We start from the raw sequence: 23,676 nt of genomic DNA on the forward strand, positions 1-23,676 counted from the left end.
GGATTGTCCAGGGCCGAGTTGACGCTCTTGCCGGTCGACAGACGGTTCTGCGTGGTGGCGAGGAGGTCAGCGGTGGACTGGAGGGAGAGCAGGTTCTGACGAACCGAGGAGGAGAGAACGATACCGGACATGACTCTGTTACCTTTCTGGTAAACGACGCTACTGTTACGCGTCTGCTTGGATCGAGATTGACCCAGCGACCGGCGGACCGTGGCGCCGAGACCTCTAACGAAACATGAAATGAAATCGGCGCTTTCGTTGAGTCGGCGCGCGATTCGGTCGATCCGCACGCCGGCGATGCGGCTTCGCCAGGTGATTTCAACGTTGATATGATTGATTTTTTTGGCGGCAATCGCCGAGATTCATAAGTCGTTAACTAATCTTGATGGAGTATTGCGCCTTGATCCGCCGCAACACACGCTCGGTTACGAAAGCGTTGATGGAGAACAGGCATGGCCCTCAAGGTCGAGCTCAGACCGCACGAACGCATCATTGTCGGTAACTGCGTGATCACCAACACCGACCAGCGCGCCCGCCTTCTGATCGACGGCGAGAACGTGCCGATCCTGCGCGAGYGCGACATCCTCACGCCGGAGACCGCCGACACGCCGGCCAAGCTCGTCTATCTGGCGGTGCAGCTGATGTACATCTCGCCGGATCCGCAGACCCAGCACGGCACCTATTTCAACCTGGTGCGCGATATCGTCACCGCCGTGCCGAGCTCCTGGCCGATCATCGAGGCCATCAACAACAACATCATGAGCGGCGATCTCTACCGGGCGCTCAAGGATGCCCGCAAGCTGATCGCCTATGAAGAGAAGCTTCGGGGTCAGTACGAGGCCACGCATCCCAAGGTGGAAGCAGACAAGAACGACGTCAGCTCGGCCGCCTGAGCACATATCTCGGATTGACGCGCACCCGCGCGAACGACAACGGCCCCGGATCATCTCCGGGGCCGTTGTCGTTCTCAGCCGCGTTCGTGGTCACTGCGCCGCGAGCGGCGGCGCCTCGACCTCGACCAGGCCGACGCGGCTCCGTCGTCCGCCGAACTCCAGCACCGCAGCCACAAGCGCCTCGATGTCCGTCTCGTCGGTGCGGTGATTGACGATCGCGGCGCGGATCGCCAATTGGCCTGCGACGGTCGTGCTCGACGGCGCCGCCACGCCGGATTCCTGAATGTCGGCGACGATCTCGCGATTGATCTCATCGTCGGCGCCGCGGTAGCGGAAGCAGACGATGTTGAGATTGACCGGAGCAAGCAACTCCAGCCGCGGCTCGGCGAGGATGCGCGTCTCCAGATACTTTGCCAGCGCGCAGCTTCGCGCAATCACCGCGCCCAGGCGGTCGGTGCCGAACGTCTTCAGCGTGAACCAGGTCTTCAGCGCGCGGAAGCCGCGCGACAGATCGGGCCCGAGATCGCAGGGCCAGACCGCTCCCACCGCAAGCCCCCTCGCCTCGCGCCGCAGATAGGCCGCCGGCTGCGCAAAGGCCTGCCGGTGCCGTTCGCCGTCGCGCACCAGCAGGAAGCCGGCGTCGTAAGGCACCTGCCCCCATTTGTGGAAATCGAGCGCGATCGAATCCGCAAGCTCGATACCGTCGAGCAAAGGTGCAAGCTCGGGCGAGAGTATCGCCAGCGCGCCGAAGGCACCATCAACGTGAAACCAGATTCCTTCCTCGCGGCACAGCTCCGCAATCGCCTTGAGGTCATCGATCGCGCCGATATCGACCGTGCCTGCCGAGGCGACGACGAGGAACGGCTTGAAGCCGACCTCGCGGTCCACCGCGATCTGCGCACGCAGCGCGGCGACGTCGATGCGATGATCGGCATCGACGTCGATCTTGCGCAGCGCATCGGTGCCGAGCCCGGCAATGTCCATCGCCCGCGAGACGCAGCCATGGGCGGCACGCGACGTGTAGGCGGTGAGCAGCGCGCCGTCATTGCCGATGCCGTACTGCCGCGCCAGCGAGCCGAGCGCGCTGGTGCGCGCCACCAGCACCGCCATCAGATTGGCCATCGACGTGCCCGTGACGAAGATGCCGCTCGCGCTCTCGGGGAAACCGAACAGGCGGCGCATCCAGTCGACGATCTGGCGCTCGACCTCGATCGGCATGTGATCGCGTCCGCCGAGATTGGCATTGAGGCCCGCCGCGAGCATCTCCGCGAGCATCCCGACCGCAGTGCCGCCGCCATGCACCCAGCCCATGAAACCGGGATGAACGTTGCCGGTCGCGTAAGGCGCGACGCGCTCGGAAAACTCGCGATAGACGTCGGCGAGATCGCTCGCCTCGCGCGGCACGTCGGTCCTGAATGCCGCACGAACATCGTCGGGGATCGGTTGCCAGACCGGACGCTGACGGACGTTGGCAATACCGTCGATCGTCTCATCCAGCATGCGATGGGCGAGCGCGCGAAACTCGCTCCAGTCCTGCGGGTCGAGCGAGCCGTGAGCGCCGGCTGCCTGGGTGTTGCGGATGATCTCGTTCATGCTGCACTCTCCTCGCCAGCCTTTGCGTGCTGCGACAGCATCGCCGTGAACGCGGCGAAGATCTTGCGCATCTGCGGCGGCTTGTAGGGAAACACCGCCGGGGGATCCATGTTGTGCACGACGGCGGTGTTGTCGGCCTCGAACACCAGCAGCTCGCCGTCCTGGTTCTCGGCGCAATCGACGATGAAATAATCGAGGCCGACGCGCCTGCTCATCTCGTCGAGCGCCGCTCTGTGGCGCGCCGCGAAAGCGTGGTCGAAGCCGAGCATGAAGACGGCTTCTTCAGCCCGCTTCTCTTCGCTGAACGCCATATAGGCGTTGAGGTACCAGATGTCCCAGCGATCGGCGATCGCCATGTGGCAGGCGTAGGGTTTGCCGTCGACCATGGCGAGACGATATTTGCGGTAGAGCCCATCGGCGCTCGAATAGTCGACGAAGCGCGCGACGAAGAAATCCTGCTCCTGCCGCTCGGCGAGATAGGCAGCGAGCGCCGCTGCATCGTCGATCTTCGCGAGCCCGACGCCGGCATGCGTACCGCGCGGCCGCACGATCATCGGAAAGCGCAGTTCGCCCGTGATGTCCTCGCAGGCGATCTTGCCTTCCGAAAGCTTCGACAATTGCGCGCGCATCGCGTGGACGGTCGCGGGAATGTCGAGACCAGAGATGCCCGCCAGCAGCCGGTAGAGCTTGTCGCGATCGAGATTGCCGATCAGCTCGGGGCGATTGAGCAGCGGCCGCGGCCAGCGTGGCGCAGCCTGTTCGATGACGGCGAGCGCCTCGCGGCATTCCTCGGAATCGGAGGCAACGACGATGGCGACGTCGTGATCGGGCAATGTCGCCGGCAGGCCGACGCCCTTGACCACGTACAGCGTCAGCAGCTCGATGTCGGAGTCTTCGAGCAGGAATTCGATCGGGGTGTTGCCGCCCATGTCGATATCGGCCGCGAGCGCGAGCACACGCAACCGGGGTTTCGAAACCGCGCACGGCGTACGAAACAATTGATGGAAGGAAAGCACCTCGGTCTGGATCACGAGCCCGGCCTCCTTCTCGCCGAGAAGCTGGGCAATCAGCGACAGATCCAGGCCTTCGCCCGCCTCCGCCGTTCCCGCCGCGATCCGCGCCAGAAGATGCTCGCGCAACGGATGCAGATCGCCGCCCTCGAAGGCCCGGCGCGTCAACTGCGCAAAGCCGATGCGGTCGGAATAGTTCGGCGTGGTCGCACCGTTCGGCGCGGAAACAGGATGCAGCATCTTACACCTCAAGCACAGACATCCCCGGCGCGGTCGCGGCACGGTCAAGCAGCAGCTCGATCTTCACCAGGACATGGGCGACCCGGTCGAGTACATGCTGAAGATTGCGTCGCGCTTGCGCCTCGTCCGCGGACCAGGCCTCGGTCACGAGGCGCGCGCCGACGCAGAGCCGCAGCACGGCCCGCGGCGCGTCGTCCTGCCGCTCCAGCCGGACCGGCTGACCGATCAGGCAGCGCTGCGCGGCCACCTGCCGGTCCGCCGCGCTGCCGCTGATCTCGTCGTTCATGTCGACCGCCAGCGCGCGATGAACAGCTCCGGTCTCGGCGATCGAGACCGGTCTGCCGTCGCGCAGCAGCGTGAACGGAAAGATCGTGGCTTGGGCAAATTCCTCGTCGTCCGCGCCGGCCTTCTCGACCGCGGTTGGAACGGCCTGAAGCGACGGCGACAGCGCGATCATGCTGTCGATGCCGCCTGCAAGCTCGGCCAGCGCCCTGGCGCGGAAAGCCCCGGGCACGGCATAGTAGCTGCCGATCTCCGCGAGCGCCGCTTCCCAACGCAGCCATTGACCGAAATTCGGCCGGCGCTCGAAGCGCGAACGCAACGCAGTCCAGGCCTTCGGCCAGTCGCTGCGACCGGCATAGTCGAAGAAGCCCGGCGCGATCCCGCCAACCCGGTCGAGCGATCGCGACATGCCTTTGGGCACCAACAGCGCGCCGCTGAAGGCGGGCCCGCCGAAGAACTTCGAGCCGGTGATCAGCACCATGTAGCCGCGGTCGAGATAGGAACGCAGCCGCCGGCGCCCGAGCCTCGCCTGGCAGGCATCGACGACGACCTGGACCTTGCGCGGCCACCGCCGCGCGATCTCGTCGAGACAGGCCGGGCTCGGGGCGCGCCAGCCGAGCTTTGACGTATCCATGATCTGGAGCAGCACGGGCGCGCCTTGCGCGATTGTGGCTTCGACTGCACGCAGCACGGCGGCATCGGCGTCGGTGCTCATCGTGATGCCGGGCGCAGAACCGAGCAGCGGCAGCGCGACGCTGTCGCCGGCAAGCCCCGCCACCGCGCCGTCCTTGCGCACGGCAAGGCCGCTCGCCGTCATCGAGCTGAAGTGGCGACCGCGCGCGGTGTAGGCCGTGCCGCTTCCGGTCTGGTCGGCGCCGACCACGATCGTCACCGGCGGCGCGCCGAGCGCCGTGTGCGCCAGGAACAGCGCGTGAAGCTGGGAATCGGTGCCGGACGGCGAGAACACAATGTCGACGCGCGGCGAGAGCTGGAGGTGGCCGCGCAGCTCGTCGCGCATGTCCTCGCAGCGCGCGTCGAAGGCGACCTCGACCTCGTCGAACAGGCACTTGTGCATCAGCTCCTCGCGCGCCAGCGCAGCGCGGTCGTAGGCCGCCTGCGAGATCGTGGACGCGGTCGAAGAGGCGAAATTCCAGATCTCGGGCTCCGGCGACGGCGCGCAGCCATAGGCGTTGACGCGGTGCTTCGGATCGAGCGAAAGCCGCGGGTCTCCACCAGAGACGAGCAGCGTGTCCAGCGGCGTGAAGAGATCGCGCAGGCGGTAGCGCGAGCCGCCGTCGGACGCGCGCTCCAGGACCGACGGATGGGATGCGCCGATGCTCATCCCGGAAGGCTCACGCCGCATCGGCCGCCGCCGCGGGCGCCGGCGCGAATTGCGAAGCGATGTCGCCATGGAACACCGACGGCCCGACATGGTCGAGCGAGCTCTGGATGTCGGCCCAGATCTCGCCGCCGATATCGGTCCAGCGCTTGCAGAAGGCGAAATCCTCGGAAAGGTAGGTGCCGGTCGCCGGATCGATCATGCATTCGAACAGCGCGAACCGGTTCTGGCTCGCGGCCAGCGTATCGTGGGAATGCTCGCGGAAGAACTGCAGGCCTGCATGGTTCGGATGGCGGCACATCGCTTCCAGCGCGTGGCGCCGGATCATCAGGAAGCCGGTGCCGGCATAGCGCACGCGGGTAAAGCCGTTGACCACCACGATGCGGTCGGGATCTTCGATCTCGAGCACGTAATCGAGCGAGGCCGCCGGCACATCGGCCCGGCCGGCCTGGATCGCCCGCTTCGCCTTGTCCCAGTTGACGCGCTTGATCGGATAGCAGCCGGCGACGACATCGGCTCCGCATTCGATCAGCCGAAACACCTGCTCCGGCTTGAACCCGATGTCGGCATCGATGAACAGGAAATGCGTCGCCTTGGGATCGTCCAGGAACAGCGCGACCAGGTTGGCCCGCGCCCGCGTGATCAGGGCATCGCCGTCGCGCAGCAGCACCTTGAGCTCGAGATTGGACATGCCGTGCACGGCGCGCTGGAGCGCGAAGATCGAGCTCGCATAGATGCTCGAAACCTGCCCGCCGAAGCACGGCGTGGCCACCACCAGTTGCATCTTGTCCGACATCGACGGCTCCGCCCCGCTCCAATCCTCACCAAAAGGTAAAGAGGCATGGTTAACGACGCCTTAACGCATCCCTACAGGAACTTGACGAGCGAGAGCTGCGCGAGATTCGAGGTCACCTGGTAGGACGCCTGAAGCGCGTTCTGGAGCGCCAGGATCTCGCTCGCGACCTGGTCGGGCGAAGCCGATTCCGCCTGGTCGACGATGCTCTGGAGTTGCGCCTTGGCCTGGGTCTGGCGCGTGCTCGCGTCCTTCATCGTGTTCTGGGCCATCGCGATGTCGGTCTGGATGTCCTCGATGCGCTGCTGGCCGGGCTGCTGCGTCAGCGCCTGGGTCGTGCGCAGGCTGAGCGCGGCGACCTGCCCGCCCGAATACTGCCCGGTCGGCGAGGTCGAGAACGTCCCGAACACGGCGATCGCCTGCAGCTGCCGGCGGATCGCATCCTCGTCCGCCTGCGCGCCATACTGCACCGTCACGGAATCGTCGACCCGCGCCACCGCGGTCGAGCGCGCCGAGCCCGGCCCGTCATTGCCCTGGTACCATTTCACGGTGTTCGCCGAGCCGTTGACCAGCGTGGTCGCCGAGCTCGCCGGCGAGGAACCGACGCGCAGCGGCGGCTGCGTCGCTGTCACCGGCGTCGCGCTGAAACCGAGTGCGCCGAGCGCGGCGGTCGCGCCGGGTGACGAGCCCGAGATGCTCAGGCTCGCCGCATCGTCGGTCTTGATCGTGATCGAACCGCCATGGATCGTCGACGGCTTCGAGGTCCCCGTGATCTGGTCGATCTTGCCGAGCAGGGTCTGGATGCTGTCGCCGACATTGAGCTGGTTGCCGGTCGCGCCCGAGCTGACGAAGGTGAGCGTGGTGCCGTTGACGGTGAGGGTATCGCCGGCGACGAAGCCCGGCGAAATCGAATCCGAGGGGCTCGTGCCCGACAGCGCCGTCGCGCCGGTGATTGGCGCTGGCGTGGCCGCCTGGTTGTTGACGGGCGCGCCGATCGCGGAGCTCGCGGTGTTGAAGAAATTGTCGCCGGCGACGATCGCGGACGCCGCCACCAGCGAGGTGTTGGCGAGCTTCGTGATCGCGGTGTCCAGCGCGGTGTTGAGGTTCGTTGCGGTGTTGGCTGGGTTGACGGGGGTGCTTGCATCGATCGCAAAGCTCCCGACCGGCGTCGGCGTCGCGCTGGACGCCGTCAGGTCGATCTGCTCGGTCGAGCCGTCCGGCAGCGTGAACTGGATACTGAGCTTGTCGCCGTTGTTCGGGTTGACGCCGTTGAGATTGACCGAGAACGATACCGGTGAGCCGCTCGGCCCGGTGACCGTCGCGCCCGTCAGCGTCGAGGACACCGCCGCGATCTTCAGCCCGAACGGCGACGTCGCCGAATCCTCCGACACCTGTATTGCGCCCGACGGCAACGTCGATTGCACCAGCCGCCCCTTGCCGTTGGCACCGAGGTCGGCGGCCTGGCGCTCCGCCATGACGGTCTTGAAGCCGGCCTGGGTCGTGGTGCCGTTGATGATGTCGCCGGCATCCGCAACCGGCTGCGTGTTGAAGGCGGTTCCGGAAAACAGATAGCGGTTGCCCGACTGCGTGTTGAGAACACCGACCATCGAGCCGAACTGGGCGGCGGCGGTGTTCTGCGCGATCGTCTGGCCGTTGACGTTGAGGGCCTGCGCCGAATTCGCGGAGCCGGTCTGCACCGTATTGCGGATCGTCGTCAGCGACTGGAGCGCGGTATTGGCAAGGTTGATGTTGACGTTGACGTTGGTGATCGTGTCGGTATAGGCCGCGATGTTGGAGAGCTGCGCGCGCGAGGCGATCGCAAAGCCCTCGTTGGTGCCCATGCCGGAATAGTTCTGCGACAGCTTGCCGGTCGAGAGCTGCGTCGACAGATCGGTGAGCTGCTGATTGATGTTGCGGATCTGCGAGCCGAGAACCGACGAGGAGTAGTTGATGCTGCTGATCGACATGTTTCAGAGCCCTGTTACTTGTTACACTTGAGCCTGGAGCAACGTGTTCATCATGCCCTGCACCACCGACATCACGTGAGCGTTGGCGGCATAGGCATTCTGGAGCTGGATCAGGTTCGACATCTCCGAGTCCAAATTGACGCTGGAGGTCGAGTTGAACTTGGCCTGGAGCGTGGAGACCACGACGCTCTGGCCCTGCTGGAGCTGGGTCGCCTGGGTCGCGGCGTTGCCCTGGACGCTCAGGAACTGCTGGAGATAGTTCGAGACGCTGCCGGTGAAGGGCTGGCTCGCCGAGCCGAGACCGCTCTGCGGCGAATAGGAGAACACCGCCGAGGTGAGCTGCGAATAAAGATAGTCCGAGCGCGTAGTGTCGCCCGCGGGCGTCACCGGCGAGGTGTTGTAGACCGACATCCTGGTCGGATCGCTGACCAGCTGCGTGTTGACGGCGATGCGCCCGGCAAGGCCGGTCATCTGCGAGCCCGACGCGGTGATCGCGCCGGTATAGAGCGCCTGGCCGCCGTCGGTGAACAGCGGCAGCTGCGGATTGCCCGAGGTCAGCGACGAGATCGTCTTGGTGATCGAGGACGAATTGACCTTGGCAAGGCCAGTGTTGTCGTCGGTCACCCGCAGCGTGGTGGCCGTCGCCGGCGACGGGGCGGCGGAGAACGACAAATGCGAGCCGGAAAGCGCGGTGTTGAGTGCGGACGCGATCGCGCCCATGCCGCCGGAGAAATTCACGCCGATCTGAATCGGGTTGGCATTGGTGGCGTTCGGGAGCGGCAGCGCCGCCGGATCGGTCACGTTGACCAGCGTGATCTGGCGCTTCGTGTTGGTCGCCGTATCGGTGTAGGTCAGGTTGACGGTGTTGCCCGGCTGCGCGCCGGCAAGGTCGATGTCGAAACCGGCCGGCGGGCCGGACACCGCGCTGCCGGCCGTGGTCTTGTCCGACAGCGCACTCGACATCGTGGCGGCAAGCTGGTCGATCTGGGTCTGCGCCTGCACCAGCGTCTGGTCGCGCAGCTTGAGATCGGCCGCGATCTGGCCGGACGAGACCACGTTGTTGGCGACGACGTCGAGCTGCGAGCCGTTCGGCAGCTTGATGTTGAACGCGCCGACGCCGGACTTGGCCGGATCCGTGTTGTAGAGCGAAGTCGCCGACAGCGCGCCGGCGGACGCAAAAGTGAATTGCGAGGCGAGCCCTGCGCCGACCAGCTGGATACCTGTCGTGGTGTAGATATTGGCCTGGTTCGACCCGTCGGTGGTGACGCGGACGTCGACATATTTCGACAGCGTGTTGATGGCCTGGTCGCGCTGATCCATCAGCGTCGCGGCGGACGGGTCGTTCGCCGATAGGCCCTGGAGCTTGGTGTTGATGTCGGCGACCTTCTGCATCGCCGCGTTGGCCTGCTGCGCCGAGGTGCCGAGATCCTGCTCGACGTTGGAGCGCAGCGACTGAATGCCCTTGGTGGTGACGTTGAGCTGCTGCGCCAGCGCCTGCGCCGCGCCGACGGCCACGGTCTGCGCCGAGGACGATCCCGCGCTCGTCGACAGCGCCTGCAGCGCCGTGGTGAAGTTGTTCAGCGCGGTTTCGAGTGTGCCGCTGCCGCCGGGATTGCCATAGACATTCTGAAGTTGCTTCAGGATGTTGGCCATCTGGTCGGCGTAGCCGCTGCCGCCGGTCTCGGTGCGCAGCTGGTTCAGCACATAGGTGTCGAGCTCCCGGCTGACGCCGGTCGTCATCGCGGTCGAGCCGAAGTCGCCGGTGGTGACCTCGATCTGGTTCGGCGTCTGGACGACGTAACCCGGCGTCTGCGAGTTGGCGACGTTCGAGGAAACGATCGAGAGCGCGGCCTGGTTGGCACGCAGACCGCTCATCGCACTGGCGAGGGCTGAACTCAAACCCATATCACTGGCCGCCTTTGGTTACGTCACGCGCCGATCAGCGCAACACGTTGAGGAGGTCCTGCACCATCGAATTCGCGGTCGTGATCACCTTGGTGTTGGCCGAATAGGCCTGCTGGGTCACGATCAGCTTGGTGAACTCGTCGGCGATGTCGGTGTTGGAGCCTTCCAGCGACGAGCCGCTGATGGTGCCCGAAGCGCCGTCGATCGCAGGGCCCGACTGGTCGGTCGCTGCATAGGCGCCGCCGTCGAGCGCCTTGAGGTAGTTGGTGCCGTTGAAGTGCGACAACGTCACCTGGGCGAGGTCGAGGTTCTGGCCGTTGGAGAAGGTTCCGACCACGAGGCCGCTGTTGTTGACGGCGACGGAGCGGAGCTGACCGGCGGCGTAGCCGTTCTGGGTGATGGTGTTGATCGTTACCGCGCCGCTGGTGCTGGCATATTGCGTCAGACCGCCCTGGGAGATGTTGAAGGCGACCGAGCCGAGCGACTGGCCGCTGACGGTGACATTGTTGATGGTAATGCCCGAGCTGCTCGGCGAGGTCAGCGAGCCGTCGGCGGCAAAGGTGAAGGCCTGTCCCGTGTTCATCCACGCAACGTTCGTGCCGGTCGCGTTCGGGTCAGTCTGATAGAACAGATTCCAGGTGTCGGAATGACCGGTTCCCAGCGAGGCGCTGTCGGTCTTGGCCCAACGGAGCTGCAGATTCACCGGCGTGCCGGCCGCATTGTAGGCGGTCACCGCGCCACCGCTGATCGTTTCCTTGGTGAAGGTCGCGACGTCGTTGCCGATCACGGTGCCCGTGCCGGCCGTCCCGCCGCCGCCGCGAGGCTTGGAAACGGCTGCGGTGAAGCCGAGCGCCGCGAACGCATTGGTGTTGCTGCTGGAGACGTTCAAAGAGGGGTTTGCGGTGCCGGTATTCAGCGTGATCACTCCGTTGCTGATCGACGAGCCTGAAGTGCCGGCGAGAAAGTCGATCTTCTGAAGCAAGGTCGAGATGTCGTCAGTGACGCTGATCTGGTTCGGGTTGTTAATGGGGGGGGCCGCGGAGACGAAAGTCAGCGTCTGACCGTTCACGGTGATCGTATCGGGATTAACGACGGGCGGACCCGCCGACCCTGCCTGGAAACCCGATGAAAGAACTTCCGAATTGCCAGCCGTCGCAGCGCCACTGAGCAGCGTATTGCCGGTGATCGGRGGCGTGGACAGCACGTTGCCGCCGCGCGTCACGTTGCTGAGGCCGAGCGTGGTCGCCGCGCTACCGCTGATCGCAAGATCGACGAGGGTGCCGCCTGCGATCTGGATGTTGCCGGTACCGGTGATCGTGGCGGTGACGCCGTTGCCGGCGCCACCGGCCGTTTGAATCGCAGTGAGGATATCGTTCACCGTCGTCGTGGCGCCGGCCTTCACGCCGATCACGGTGCTGGTGGCGGTTGTCGTGATGCCCGTCGCGGTGTTGTCGAAGGTGATCGTATAGGGGCCGCTGCCGTTGTTGATGGTCAACGTCTGGCCGGCCAACGAGACGCCGAGATGCGGGCTTGCGTTCGGGTCGAGGGACGTACCGCTGCTCGCTGCGGCCGATGCGCTGTTCAGCAGGGCCACCGAGCCGGTTACCGTCGTCGACGTGTAGGCCGAGCGCAGATTGCCGGTAGCGGCGGCGCCGGAGACCGTCGCGTTCACATAAGGCGGCGGCGGCGTGCCGACGATCAGCGGGTTGGCGGCGAAATCCGACGGGTTCAGGCCCCCGGCCGCCAGCAGCGTCTTGGCCGCCGCGGTCGAGCTCGCCGCCGTGTTCGGCTGCGACGGCAGGTTCGCGGCGTACTGGATCGAGGTGGTCGCCTGTGCTGGGATGAAGTTGTTCTGGAATTTCAGGACGGTGGCGACGTTACCGGTCGGGTTGCCGGTCTTGGGGTCGACCGTGGTGCCCATCAGATAATAGCCGGCGCCGTTGACCAAATTGCCGTTGGCATTGAGCTGGAAGTCGCCGCGACGGGTGTAATAGGTGACGCCGCTGAACACCGGGACGTTGTCGACGATCCCGGTCGCCTTCTGGATCGAGAAGAAGCCGTCGCCGGTGATCGCCATGTTGGTGGCGACGGTGGACGAGGAGATTGTGCCCTGCGTCGTGATCGTCGCCTTGGCGTTGGCCGTCACGCCGCCCGCGACCTGCTTGCTCGGGACCGAGGCGTCGGGAATGAGATCGACGAAGCTGGTGCCGATGCCCTTGTAACCGGTGGTGGATGAGTTCGCGATGTTGCCGGAAATGTTCTGCAGCGCGTAGGACTGCGCCTGCAGGCCACCCACCGAGGTGTTCATTGCATCGAAGATACCCATAACTTTGTCTCCAAATCCGATCTCGGCGGCCGGTCGACCAGGGCCGCAGTCGGGAGAGACAGTCGCAAGGCCTATGCCAATGCGGGTATTCTCAGGAAATCAATGACTTAAATAGACAAGCCCCGGTCCGATGACCGGGGCACAATTGCCGGGCCGGCAACAATTGCCGGTACCAAACCTCAAGTCGCCGACGCTGCCGCCGGGTGGAAAACCAGCCCGAACCCGTCGATGCAGTAGCGCAGTCCGGTCGGCTTCGGACCGTCGTCGAAGACGTGGCCGAGATGGCCGCCGCAGCGCCGGCAATGCACCTCGGTGCGGAGCATGCCGAAGGTGCGGTCCTCGGTCTTGCCGACATTGCCCTCGATCGGCTGGTAGAAGCTCGGCCAACCCGTGCCGCTCTCGAACTTGGTGTCGGACGCAAACAGCGGCAGGTCGCAGCCGGCGCAGGCAAAGATGCCCTTGCGGTGCTCCTTCAACAGCGGGCTGGAGCCGGGCCGCTCGGTGCCCTCCTTACGCAGAATTTCATATTGCTGCGGTGTCAGCTGGGCGCGCCACTCGGCGTCCGTCTTCTCGATCTCGAATTTCTGCGCGGCCTTCTCGCCAGCCTCGGCGGGTGTTCCTCTCAGCCAGCGGAAGGCCGAAAGGCCGAACAGGCCGGCGACAGTCGTTAGCAGGATGCGGCGGTCAAACATCTCATTCTCCGTGAGCGGGGAGTCCCACGCCCTGAGATACGGGCTCTAACGGCCGACGTTACACTTCCGGGCGGAATTTCTCTCAACTTATTGCGAGATGCTGCCGTCCTGCGCGGCCGGTTCCGGGACCCGAATTGCGTCTTGGGCCGCAGGTTCCGGCGGCGGGGCCGGCCGCGGCCGGACACCGGCTGGCGGACGGCGTGGACCGGTGCCGGCGGCCCGGTTGGCTTCGGCGAGCCGCGCCTCACGTTCCCGGTCCTTGACCCGCGCCCGCTCGCGGTAGCGGGCGAGCGACCCCGCGGCGGCGGAACTCGCCCTGCCCCAGACCCCGACCAACTGGCCTGCGACCCGCCCGGTCGCGCCCCCCGCCCAGACCAGCTCGAACGGCGAGAACAGCCGCCAGCGCTCGTCGCCCCACAGGATGCTGCGTGCGATCAGCTGTCCGGCCATGGCCGAGGTGTTCATGCCCTGGCGCCCGAACCCGCTCGCCACCCACAGGCCTTTGCGCAGCTGGCCGATCTGCGGCATGCCGTGCACGGTCTGGCCGGTGGCGCCGCCGAACGTATCGGTGATCTCGACATTGCCGAGACCGGGGAAGATGGTGCGGATCCTGCGGCTGACGGCGCCGGCAAAGCGCTGCGGGCGCGCGGCCCATGTGGTCTCGGGGCTTTCCCACATCAGGCGATCGCCGTCGACAATGCGGAAATGGTCGACGCCGTCGGAATCCATCACCGATCCCTTGAAGCCGACGAGGTCGTGCACGCGCTCGCCGAGCGGCGCGGTGATGCCGGCGTAGCGCCAGACCGGCAGCAGCGTCTCGGACAACCGCTTCAGCGGCGCGCCGAGATGGATGTTGCCGGCGAGCACGATGTGGGTCGCGCGCAGCCGCGCCGAGGGCGTGACGATGCGCTTGCGGATGCCGGAATGATCGATGCTGACGACCGGCGTATCCTCGAAGATGCGGGCGCCAGCCCGCCGCGCCAGCGCCGCGAGGCCATGCACATATTTGCGGCCGTCGACCTGGAATGCCCTCGGATAATAGACGCCGTGGAAGTAGTGATCGGTCTTGAGCACCTGGCGGACGCGATCGACCTGCCAGCCCTCGACATCGGTGTCGAAATCCTCGGTCAGCATCTGCAACCGGCTGATCAGCCGGTCGCCGGCATCGACGTTGGAGACCTCCAGCACACCGTCGCTCAAGCCGATGCCCGGCATGTTCTCTTCCGTGGCGTTGGCGCGGACGAACTCGGCCCCCTCCTTCGACAGCGTCCACAATTCGCGCGCATCTTCGAAGCCGATGCGCTCGATCAGCTCGGTGAGCGGCAGCGCAAAGCCCGGCATCACCGTGCCGAGCTGGTTGCCGGAGGCGTTCCAGCCGATATGGCGGCCCTCGAGCACCGCGACGCTGGCCCCGAGCCGGGCCGCTTCCAGCGCGATGGAGAGCCCGGCCAACCCTGCCCCGATGACGCAGATGTCGGCATCGAGGTCGAACGACAGCCGTGCGCGCTCGCGAAAGCCGGCTTCTTCCTGGGACACGCTTGTGAAAGTCTCGCTCATGTCGTTTTCTTAGAGGACTGTGCCGGCGCTTGTCACCCTGTCCTCAGCCGGCGCCGGTAGATTATCCCGGACACATAACGATTCGAGAATGCCATGCGCCGTTTGATGCTGCTGCGTCACGCCAAGACCGAGACTGACGCGCCGAGCGGCCGTGACCAGGATCGCCGGCTGGATGACCGCGGCCACACCGATGCCGCCGAGATCGGCGACTGGATCGCCGCCCATCCGCCCTTCCCCGATGCCGTTCTGGTGTCGCACGCCGTCCGGGCCCGGCAGACCTGGGACGTCGCCTGGGAGGCGATGAAGAAGCGTGTCCCGGCGCCGCAGGTCGAGATCCTGCCGGAGCTCTATGGCGCCGACCCTGCGCAAATTCTCGAATCCATTCGCACTGCAACCATCCCGGCCAATCCCCGGCACTTGCTGCTGGTCGGGCACAATCCGGGCATGCACGAGGCCGCGCTGATGCTGACGGGCGGCGGCGATCCGGCCGGCGCCAAGGCGCTCGCCCACAACCTGCCCACCGCGGGGCTTGCGATCTTCGACTTTGACGTCAAGGATTGGGGAGACGTGGCCTACCGCCGCGGCAAACTGGTGCTGTTCGTCAGCCCCAAGCTGCTTCGACTGGGATGAGACGCGCGGGCGCCGTCTCGACCGGTTGAGCCAGTTTGAATTGAGAGGGAGGCGCAGATGTTCAAGTCCATCCTCGTGCCCATCGACCTCGCCGACACGGATCTGGCAAAGCCGGCGATCGCCACCGCGGCAACGCTGTCGCAGACCTGGAGCGGCGCGGTGCGCCTGCTCAACGTGCTGCCGATGACGCCGGTGATGCTGGCGGAATACGTCCCGGCCGATTTCGACGAGCAGCAGCRCCAGACCTCGGAAGAGGCGCTCGCCATCGTCGCACGCGAATCCGGCATCGACGCCGCGCGCATCTCCAGCGTGGTGCGCCAGGGCGGCATCTATCACGAGATCCTGGAGGAGGCCGTGCACGTGAAGGCCGATTTGATCGTGATGACCTCGCACCGGCCGGCGATGCGCACCTATTTCCTCGGCTCCAACGCCGGGCATGTGGTGCGTTATGCGAAGTGCTCGGTGCTGGTGGTCAGGCACTGACCTCGGAGCAATGTCGTGAAGAACTGGTGGCGCAAGTGGAGCCATGAGATCCCGCTCGCGATCGGCGACGCGCTGTGGGAGGCGCTGGTGGTGCAATTCGCCGCGCTGCTGGAGCGGCTGACATGGCGAAAGGTGGCGGCCCTCATCCCCCTGGGCATCCTGCTGCTAGCCTATTATCACAACGTACCCCTGCCTCCCGCGCTGATGCTGGTCGGGGATCTCGTCGCCTATATCGACATCTTCTCGGTGGTGTTGATGCTCAGCATTCTGAGCCGGGCCGCGACGATTGCGTTCCTCGTGAGGCGGGCGGCTGCGCGCGCTGCGGCGCTGGTTGCGCGCCTTCGCATCAGCGTGGGACGGATCGATGCCAGGCACCGGCGTGACGCGGGTTCGGCGACAAGGCCTCGCCGCAAGTCCGACCTCTCTGAAGGCGATCGAGCTCTTGGCGGAGCGTGGGACCAAGCCGCCTTCGCCTGATCCATCGACACCCTCGTGGCCCGGATGGAGCGCAGCGCAATCCGGGGCCGCTTTTTTCGCCTGGATGGATTCCCGGATTACGCTCCRCTCCATCCGGGCTACAAGATATCGCGCTACCTGTCGGGCAAAACACCCAGAATGCCGGTGGTGCCGCGGTCACCCTGAGCTGCCAACCATGCGACGCAACGCGCCGCGTGGCGAGCCTCGAAGGGCGACGGCCCGGCTGCATCTCGGCCGACATCCTTCGAGGAATGGACACTGTCGCCGCGGAAAGACTCTGGTGCTTCGCTGCGTTCGCAATGACGGTGTTGAGGTATTGTACACCTCTCGCGAGGCCGTCATGCCCGGGACTTGTCGGGCATGACGATCGGCCAAGCGTCACAGATACCGCGTCAGCTCGGCTTTGACCTGCCCGTAGACGGCGTCCTCGATCTGGCTGCGCGTGATCCCGATGTCGCGCAAGGCGCGGTCGTCGAGTTCGTTCAGCGTCTTGACGGCGGAGCGGCGCTCCAGGCGCTCGAACAGCGCATAGGCGCCATTGGCGAGCGCGCGGAAAAATCCGCTCGATGAGGATGGGCGTAAATTCCGCCCGGCAGTCTGCGAGATCGTGGTCATTTTCCTTCTCCGGCCTGTCGTCCCGCACGGCGAAAGAGATGCCGTTGGCGCAGACGCTGGAAGCGTCTGCTCCTGATTTGCCTTCGGATTGCTCTCGCTTTCCTCGGCTCAATCGCGGGCCTTGATGGAACTTAAATGCTCCAGTACAATCCTCGGTACAAGGAAAACATTGCTCTCGGTGCAATAATGTCCAAGTTCGAGTACGTGAAGCTTGCCGATGCCATTGCCCTCGATATCTCTAACGGCACGTTAAGGCCCGGCGACCGGCTGCCGCCGCAGCGCAATTTTGCCTATGATCGCGGCATTGCGGTCTCGACCGCGAGCCGGGTTTATACGGAATTGCTCCGCCGCGGCCTCGTGGTCGGCGAGGTCGGCCGCGGCACCTTCATCTCCGGCGACATCAGGCGCGAAGTCGAGACGATGAGCGAGCCGCGCGACGCGCGCATCGACTTCGAGGTCAATTACGCGCTGCTGCCGCAGCAATGGGCGATGATCGCCAAGAGTCTCGCGGGGCTGGAGCGCGTCGATGCACTCGAAGCTGCGCTGCGCGTCTCGACCAGCACCGGCACCAAGAGCGCGCGCAATGCCGCCGCCGCCTATCTGGCACGCAAGGATTACACGCCGCAGGCCGAGCAGATCGTCTTCACCGCCAACGGCAAGCAATCGGTGGCGGCCGCACTCGCGGCGCTCGTTCCCACCGGCGGCCGCTGCGGCGTCGAGGCGCTGACCTACCCCTACGTCAAGAGCATCGCCGCGCGGCTCGGCGTGACGCTGGTCCCGATTCCGATGGACGAGTATGGCGCCCGTCCCGACGCGATCCAGAAAGCGCATCGCGAGGCGCACCTGTCGGCGCTGTATCTCCAGCCCATCATCCAGAATCCGCTCGGCGTCACCATGAACGCGACACGGCGGGCCGACATCATGCGCGTCGCCGAAAAGCTCGACCTCACCATCATCGAGGACGCCGTCTACGGCTTCCTCGCCGACGACACACCGCTGGCGGTGCTCGGACCGAACCGCTGCATCGTGGTCGACAGCCTGTCCAAGAAGGTCGCGCCGGGCCTCGCGCKCGGCATCCTGGTCGCGCCGCCGCATCTGCGCGAGAGCGTGATGAGCGCGGTCCGCACCGGCGGCTGGATCGCCTCCGGCCATGCGCTCGCGGCCGGGCAGCGGCTGATGGCCGACGGCACCGTCGCCGAGCTGACGCGGCTGAAGCGGATCGACGCCGCACGCCGCCAGCAGACTGCGGCAAGACTGCTGGCCGGCTACCAGTTCGCCGCGGACCCCCGCTCCTATCATCTCTGGCTGACGCTGCCGCCGCATTGGCGCTCGCAGACCTTCGTTGCCGCAGCCGCGCGGCGCGGCATCGCGCTGACGCCGTCCTCGACGTTTGCAATCGCGCATGGCCATGCGCCGAACGCGGTGCGGCTCGCGCTCGCCCCGCCCTCGCTCGAGCAGCTCGATTCCGGCCTGCGCACGATCGTCTCGCTGCTCGGCACCAAGGAAGAGGATTTTGACTCGACGGAGTAGCTAGAGCGTTTTCGAGCGAAGTGGATACCGGTTCGCGTCAAGAAAACGCGTCAAAACAAGAATCCATACCCCCCGCCCGTCAGCTCTCCGGCCAGTCCGCGATAAAGCCCCTCGCCTTGTACGGCTCGATCTTGTCCCATTCGTGCAGGATCCGGCGACGAAATTCGGCGTCCGTATGCCAAAGCGCGCGCGGCGTCGCGAAGCTGTCGACGGTGAGCAGCATCTTTGTCACCCCCGGCCAGTGCCGGTGCAGCGTCATCGGGTAGCGCCGCGCGGTCCAGGTGTTGCCGAGGCAGATCACGCTGCGGACGTTCTGCAGCCCCAGCGCGACATCGATGATCGGCAATGACAGGATCACGTTCTCGCCGGTGTTCATCGCGCGATGTTCCTCGAGGATGCGGTCCGCCGGAATGCCTGCGGCAATCATCGCCGCCTTGATGACGGTGCACTCGGATTGCTCCGAGCCCGGCGTCACGCCGCCGCTGACGATCGACCAGCGGAAATAGCCCTCGCGCCATAGCCGCGCGGCGGTCGCGACGCGCAGCGCAACGTCCTCACGGGTCCCGAACAGAAACAACAGGTCGGCCGGCGACAGCGGCGTTTCAATCAGATGTCTCGGGTTGATCGCTTCGATCTCATCCGCCGTCGGCAGGCGGCGGCTGCGGTCCATGGCTGACATGGCCGCACCCTGCGATATGGGTGCCGGGCGGCGAAGTCACATTTGATTGCGGCCGGTTGCAAGTCCTACGGCAGCAAGGACCGAGGCACGCGATCGAAGCTGTAGCTCTGCGGCTGATTGCGCCGCACGAAGCCGCCGACCTGCCAGACGAACAGCGCGGCAAAGCCGATGATGAACAGCACGCCCGCGAATTCGCCGATGATCAGCGCGCGAATGAACAGCCCCGTCATCGCCACCGCCAGCACCGCCAGGAACGCCAGCACCGCCGCATAGGTCTTGCGGCCGAGGCCCGCCGTCAACGCGGCGCGACTGCCGGCCTTCGCCATCCGCGCATGCAGCTCGATCATGAAATCGCGAAAGCCGTTGTTCTGCGGCGCCATCAGCGCCGCGGTCTGCCAGCTGGTCGACAGGATCGCGATACGACCGCCGTCGGCATGGCTGACGTCGGCGCGAAAGCGGTGCTGCTGCATCGACACCGGCCGGAACGACAGCCGGATCGCGCTGATCTCATCGTAGCGCCAGACGCCCGAACGGCCGCCGATGCGCCAGGACAGGCCGGCGTCGGTGAGCTCGAAGCGATGCGCCGAGCCGATCAGCGACGCCTTGTAGGCGTAGCTCGTGGCTGAAGCGGCCGGGGCCTCGGAAAGCTGCATCTTCACACTCGATCCCGTCTGCGATCCGCTTGCGCGACCGCCCTCGCCCATCCTACAAGCGAGCCATGGCTGAGACGACCTTTTTCCCGCGCCGGCTGATTCTCGGCGCCGCCGTGATCGCCGGCGTGCTGCTCGCGCTCGCAGTGCACATGCTCGGCGCACGCTACGGGCTCGACCTCGGCGGSCTCTGGCRYTCCGAYACGCACGARTTCATRCCSGCGGGCGCRGCGATCGCCTGGTGGCTGATYGCSACSGTSGGYTTCTCCGGSGGCTATTTCACSGCGACMTTGATGCAGAGCGCCGTCTCCGGMCAGATCCCGCAGMGRATGCGGCARTTCCTGATCGCGGTCGGYGTGCTGCTGCTKGCSGGAGCRGGSCARGYGGCCTCGGCGCCGAGCCCGATCCCGACCATCTCCGGCGTGCTGGCGGGCCTTGCCGCGCTCTGTCTCGGCGCCGTGATGGCGTTCTGCGGCGCGCATTTCGCGCTGCGCCGCAGCTAGATCTTACGCCAAGGCGCGCAGCCGCGGCCGGTTCAGCATGATCATCACGTCGGACGCAGGACGCGGCTTGCTGAACAAATAGCCCTGCGCCTGGGTGCAGCCTTCGCGCCGGAGCAGTTCGAGCTGCGCGTCGTTCTCGACCCCCTCCGCCGTGGTGACGATGCCGAGGCTGCGCCCCAACCCGGTCACGGCGCGGATGATCGCCATGGAATCCTCGCGCGTCGCGAGCTCCGACACGAAGGAGCGGTCGATCTTGATCTTGTCGAAGGGGAAGCTGCGCAGATAGCTCAGCGACGAATAACCGGTGCCGAAATCGTCGAGCGAGATCCGCACGCCCATGGCGCGGAGCTCATGCAACGTGGTCAGCGTCGCCTCGCTGTTCTGGAGCAGCACGGATTCGGTGATCTCGAGCTCGAGGCGGCGTGCCGCGAGCCCCGAGGCTGCCAGCGCCTCGGTCACGGATGCGATCAGATTCGGGTTCTTGAACTGCACCGGCGACAGGTTGACGGCGACGTCGACATCGTCCGGCCAGGTCGCCGCGTCGGTGCAGGCAGAGCGCAGCACGAACTCGCCGAGCTGGACGATCAGTCCGGTCTCCTCGGCCAGCGGAATGAAGCTGACGGGTGCGATCAGACCGCGCTGCGGGTGGTTCCAGCGCAGCAGCGCCTCGAAGGCGACGACGCGGCCGCTGGCGACGTCACGGATCGGCTGGTAGTACGCCTGGAACTCGTCGCGCTGTACCGCCGCGCGCAGATCCATCTCCAGCAGGCGCCGCGCCTGCGCGCGCGCATCCATGCCGGTCTCGAAGAAGCGATAGGTGCCGCGACCGTCGGCCTTGGCGCGATACAGCGCCAGGTCGGCATTTTTCAACAATTCGTCCGGATCGCTGCCGTCCTGCGGCGACAGCGAGATGCCGATCGACACGCCGATGACGATCTGATGGTCGTTGATCTCGTAAGGCGCGGAGATCACTTCGACGAGACGGCCGGCAAGCAGCGCCGCAGCGGCCTCCTCGGACCGGCCGAGCTGGACCACGGCGAACTCGTCGCCGCCGAGCCGCGCCACGGTGTCGTTCTCGCCRACCGCGGCCGCGAGCCTGCGGCCGACCTCCTTGAGCAGCGCATCACCGATGGGATGGCCGAGGGAATCGTTGATGTCCTTGAAGTGATCGAGATCGAGGCAGAGCACCGCGAGCTGGTCGTTCGATCTCGCGCGGCGCAGACCCTGCTCGAGCTGCTCGTGGAACAGCACGCGGTTCGGCAGATTGGTCAGCGCGTCATGGCGCGCCATGTGCGTGATCTTCGCCTGCGCCTCCAGCCAATCGGTGATGTCCTCGAAGGTCGCGACCCAGCCGCCGCCCTGCATCGGCTGGTTGACGACGCGGATGGAGCGGCCGAGCCTGTTCACGACCTGGCTGGTCGTGCGGCCCTCGCGTGCGTCGACGACGAGGCGCGCGAAGAATTCGTCCGCATCGCCCTGCCACTGGCCCTTGGCCTGCTCCTCCCGCAACACCTCGACGAGCAGGCGGCCGGTGAGCGGAATGCCGGTGCGGCCGAGCAACGCAGCGTAGCGCTCGTTGAAGAGCTGGATCTTGCCGTCGGCATCGAACATGCACAGCCCCTGCGACATGTTCTCGAGCGCCGTGTCCAGCACGAACTGCTGGCGTCCCAATGCACCCTTGGCACGGCGGTCGAGCAGCGCAGCAGCGAGCGCAATCGCGATGATCGCAACCGCGGCGCTGGCGGTCAGGAAGGACAGCGAGCCCGGCGCGATCGACAGCCCGCTGATCGCGAGCGTCGGGTCCGGCGTCAGCACCACCGCGCCCATCGCGGTGAAATGATGCGCGACGATGGCGAGCGTCAGCAGGGCGGTCGCGCTCAGCGCATGGGAAAGGTCGTCGCGACGCGCGGCGACGAACAGCGCCAGCGCCGCAAACACGATGCCGAACAGGACCGAGGCCACAACCGTGCCTTCGACCCAGGCAATGCGCGCGGGAACTTCCAGCGCCGCCATGCCGGTGTAATGCATCGTCGCGACGCCGGCGCCGACGATGGCACCGCCGAGAACGATCCACGGCGTCCGCGCCGACGATACCGCGATGCTCAATCCGATGAAGGTCACGGAGATCGCGAAGATCAGCGACAGGACCGTCACCGGAATGTTGTAGGCACCGTCGGCCCCCGGCCCGTAGGCCAGCATCGCGATGAAATGCGTCGCCCAGATGCCGCATCCGCTGACGGCGGCGTCCAGCGTGATCCAGGCCAGACGCCCCGACCCCCGCGTCGCGCGCGCCCGGTGAAACAGGCTGATCGCCGCGGCGCTGGCAAGCAGGCACACCGCGCCGCCAAGCGCGACCAGGCTCCAGTCATGCTGGTCCGTCAGACAGTAAAGAACTTGATACATTGCCGGCCTCTATGGGACCTGCACTAGAAACCGGCAGAGGTGGATAGTCGGTAACCGGCTACGAGCCGGTTCCGGGGATGGTGAACAGACGATGTGTGCGTTTGCTCACATTGTTCATCCTCGCGCCTGCGCGCCGAAGCCGATCACGGCGCCGATCCAGAGCAGGCTGAGGCAGCCGAACGCCGAGATGCAGGCGCCGACGACGATGGTCGGGCACGGGCCGATTATACATCTGAGCAGCAAGACGCCGCGCGTGGGCCGCAGGGCGTCTTCCTGGCTACACTCCCTAGCTCGCGGCGCGCAGGTTCACCTTGCTCTCGGCGAGCGTCGTCAGCTTCCTGTCGGTCGCCTTCTCCTCCTCCAGCGTCTTGGTGAGCACGGCTGCGCAGTCGGTGCGGCCGAGTTGCTTGGCCCAGGCGATCAGGCTGCCATAGCGCGCGATCTCGTAATGCTCGGCGGCCTGCGCCGCGTTGATCAAGGCTGCATCGAGCACCGCCTTGTCGGCGACTTCGCCGGCGGTCTCCTCGGCTTCCTCGATGATGCCGTCGATCGCCGGGCAATCCACCGCCTTCACTTGCGCACCGTGCATCTTGAACACCTCCTCGAGACGCTTGACGTGCTGCCTGGTTTCTTCCAGGTGCGTCAAAAAGCCCTGCTTCAGCTGCGGATCGGTCGCCTTATCCGCCATTTTCGGCAGCGCCTTGGTGAGCTGCTGCTCGGCGTAATAGATGTCCTGCAGCTGATGCACGAACAGGTCGTTCATCGTCTTAATGTCTTTTGTGAACAGTCCCATCGATCCGATCCTCTCGGGTTTCGGGAACACGGCGGCATCGGCCTGCACGAAAAGCCGCAAAATTCCGCCATGTTCGATTGCTGATGGGTCGCTAACCGGCGCGCGACGGCGACGTTCCTAAAAAGCCCGGATCGTTTGCGCGGGAACAATGCGAGCGGCGCCAGTAAGGTGAAATCATGTCAACATGCGGAGCGCGACCCGAGCCTGGTGTCACGACTCATATGCTTAACGCGCCTGCCATGTGAACCACGTATGACAGAGCGGCCGGTCCAGCGCAGAACCTATCCTTGTCAAGGGCTGCACAAGCCGACCTTTT

General features: G+C 65.9%; 21 protein-coding genes. 6 read left to right on the plus strand and 15 right to left on the minus strand.

What is annotated here, in order from left to right; translation table 11 throughout:
• The first annotated feature begins 452 nt into the window (after positions 1–452).
• Positions 453–893: a flagellar biosynthesis repressor FlbT gene (gene flbT, locus ACXJL8_RS04705; protein WP_456684678.1), complete on the plus strand. Its 441-nt coding sequence runs from the start codon at positions 453–455 to the stop codon at positions 891–893.
• A gap of 90 nt (positions 894–983) precedes the next feature.
• Here flbT and ACXJL8_RS04710 read toward each other — a convergent pair whose 3' ends face one another.
• The 9 genes from ACXJL8_RS04710 to ACXJL8_RS04750 all read right to left on the minus strand — a co-directional run bounded on the left by ACXJL8_RS04710 (position 984) and on the right by ACXJL8_RS04750 (position 14,597).
• Entirely contained in the window at positions 984–2,486 is a 1,503-nt protein-coding gene (locus ACXJL8_RS04710; protein ID WP_456622051.1) for a pyridoxal phosphate-dependent decarboxylase family protein, read from the minus strand.
• The gene (locus ACXJL8_RS04715; protein ID WP_456622052.1) at positions 2,483–3,736 is read right to left on the minus strand and encodes an ATP-grasp domain-containing protein; all 1,254 of its coding nucleotides are present in this window, start codon (positions 3,734–3,736) and stop codon (positions 2,483–2,485) included. The genes ACXJL8_RS04710 and ACXJL8_RS04715 overlap by 4 nt, the downstream gene beginning before the upstream one ends.
• A 1-nt stretch (position 3,737) precedes the next feature.
• Positions 3,738–5,381, minus strand: coding sequence for a hypothetical protein (locus ACXJL8_RS04720; RefSeq protein WP_456622053.1), 1,644 nt, complete (start codon positions 5,379–5,381; stop codon positions 3,738–3,740).
• Positions 5,371–6,153: a hypothetical protein gene (locus tag ACXJL8_RS04725; RefSeq protein ID WP_456622054.1), complete on the minus strand. Its 783-nt coding sequence runs from the start codon at positions 6,151–6,153 to the stop codon at positions 5,371–5,373. The genes ACXJL8_RS04720 and ACXJL8_RS04725 overlap by 11 nt, the downstream gene beginning before the upstream one ends.
• 71 nt (positions 6,154–6,224) lie before the next feature.
• Entirely contained in the window at positions 6,225–8,117 is a 1,893-nt protein-coding gene (locus tag ACXJL8_RS04730) for a flagellar protein (protein ID WP_456622055.1), read from the minus strand.
• Positions 8,118–8,138: 21 nt separating this feature from the next.
• A complete protein-coding gene (flgK, locus tag ACXJL8_RS04735) occupies positions 8,139–10,022 on the minus strand; it encodes a flagellar hook-associated protein FlgK (RefSeq protein WP_456622056.1) in 1,884 nt (627 codons plus the stop codon).
• 34 nt (positions 10,023–10,056) lie between these two features.
• The gene (locus ACXJL8_RS04740) at positions 10,057–12,348 is read right to left on the minus strand and encodes a flagellar hook-basal body complex protein (protein ID WP_456622057.1); all 2,292 of its coding nucleotides are present in this window, start codon (positions 12,346–12,348) and stop codon (positions 10,057–10,059) included.
• A 179-nt stretch (positions 12,349–12,527) separates the two neighbouring features.
• On the minus strand, positions 12,528–13,040 hold the full coding sequence (gene msrB, locus ACXJL8_RS04745; RefSeq protein WP_211385360.1) for a peptide-methionine (R)-S-oxide reductase MsrB: 513 nt from the start codon (positions 13,038–13,040) through the stop codon (positions 12,528–12,530).
• Positions 13,041–13,127: 87 nt separating this feature from the next.
• Positions 13,128–14,597: an NAD(P)/FAD-dependent oxidoreductase gene (locus ACXJL8_RS04750; protein WP_456622058.1), complete on the minus strand. Its 1,470-nt coding sequence runs from the start codon at positions 14,595–14,597 to the stop codon at positions 13,128–13,130.
• Between the two features lie 93 nt (positions 14,598–14,690).
• Here ACXJL8_RS04750 and ACXJL8_RS04755 point away from each other — a divergent pair, with 93 nt between their 5' ends.
• Genes ACXJL8_RS04755 through ACXJL8_RS04765 form a run of 3 tightly spaced genes read left to right on the plus strand, consistent with a single transcriptional unit; the run spans position 14,691 to position 16,187 of the window.
• The gene (locus ACXJL8_RS04755; RefSeq protein WP_456622059.1) at positions 14,691–15,227 is read left to right on the plus strand and encodes a SixA phosphatase family protein; all 537 of its coding nucleotides are present in this window, start codon (positions 14,691–14,693) and stop codon (positions 15,225–15,227) included.
• A gap of 57 nt (positions 15,228–15,284) precedes the next feature.
• Positions 15,285–15,710, plus strand: coding sequence for a universal stress protein (locus tag ACXJL8_RS04760; protein ID WP_456684679.1), 426 nt, complete (start codon positions 15,285–15,287; stop codon positions 15,708–15,710).
• 15 nt (positions 15,711–15,725) lie between these two features.
• On the plus strand, positions 15,726–16,187 hold the full coding sequence (locus tag ACXJL8_RS04765) for a hypothetical protein (RefSeq protein WP_456622061.1): 462 nt from the start codon (positions 15,726–15,728) through the stop codon (positions 16,185–16,187).
• Positions 16,188–16,565: 378 nt separating this feature from the next.
• On the opposite strand, the gene ACXJL8_RS04770 is transcribed toward ACXJL8_RS04765, so the two are convergent.
• Positions 16,566–16,802, minus strand: a complete 237-nt coding sequence (locus tag ACXJL8_RS04770) for a DUF1127 domain-containing protein (protein WP_456622062.1) — start codon at positions 16,800–16,802, stop codon at positions 16,566–16,568.
• 186 nt (positions 16,803–16,988) lie between these two features.
• Here ACXJL8_RS04770 and ACXJL8_RS04775 point away from each other — a divergent pair, with 186 nt between their 5' ends.
• Positions 16,989–18,332: an aminotransferase-like domain-containing protein gene (locus ACXJL8_RS04775; protein ID WP_456684680.1), complete on the plus strand. Its 1,344-nt coding sequence runs from the start codon at positions 16,989–16,991 to the stop codon at positions 18,330–18,332.
• 79 nt (positions 18,333–18,411) lie between these two features.
• On the opposite strand, the gene ACXJL8_RS04780 is transcribed toward ACXJL8_RS04775, so the two are convergent.
• Both ACXJL8_RS04780 and ACXJL8_RS04785 read right to left on the minus strand, forming a co-directional pair.
• Complete coding sequence (locus tag ACXJL8_RS04780; RefSeq protein WP_456622064.1) at positions 18,412–19,011, minus strand: YdcF family protein; 600 nt, start codon at positions 19,009–19,011, stop codon at positions 18,412–18,414.
• A gap of 65 nt (positions 19,012–19,076) precedes the next feature.
• The gene (locus ACXJL8_RS04785; RefSeq protein ID WP_456622065.1) at positions 19,077–19,664 is read right to left on the minus strand and encodes a hypothetical protein; all 588 of its coding nucleotides are present in this window, start codon (positions 19,662–19,664) and stop codon (positions 19,077–19,079) included.
• A 65-nt stretch (positions 19,665–19,729) separates the two neighbouring features.
• On the opposite strand from ACXJL8_RS04785, the gene ACXJL8_RS04790 reads away from it, so the two are divergent.
• Positions 19,730–20,164 carry a hypothetical protein gene (locus ACXJL8_RS04790; protein WP_456684681.1) on the plus strand — a complete coding sequence of 145 codons (435 nt, stop codon included), beginning with the start codon at positions 19,730–19,732 and terminating at the stop codon, positions 20,162–20,164.
• Positions 20,165–20,167: 3 nt separating this feature from the next.
• Here ACXJL8_RS04790 and ACXJL8_RS04795 read toward each other — a convergent pair whose 3' ends face one another.
• From ACXJL8_RS04795 to ACXJL8_RS04805, 3 genes are all read right to left on the minus strand, one after another.
• The gene (locus tag ACXJL8_RS04795) at positions 20,168–22,567 is read right to left on the minus strand and encodes a bifunctional diguanylate cyclase/phosphodiesterase (RefSeq protein WP_456622067.1); all 2,400 of its coding nucleotides are present in this window, start codon (positions 22,565–22,567) and stop codon (positions 20,168–20,170) included.
• A 114-nt stretch (positions 22,568–22,681) separates the two neighbouring features.
• A complete protein-coding gene (locus tag ACXJL8_RS04800) occupies positions 22,682–22,810 on the minus strand; it encodes a hypothetical protein (RefSeq protein ID WP_456622068.1) in 129 nt (42 codons plus the stop codon).
• A 43-nt stretch (positions 22,811–22,853) separates the two neighbouring features.
• A complete protein-coding gene (locus tag ACXJL8_RS04805) occupies positions 22,854–23,360 on the minus strand; it encodes a YciE/YciF ferroxidase family protein (RefSeq protein WP_456622069.1) in 507 nt (168 codons plus the stop codon).
• Between the last annotated feature and the right edge of the window lie 316 nt (positions 23,361–23,676).

This window comes from Bradyrhizobium sp. P5_C11_2 (assembly GCF_054049755.1).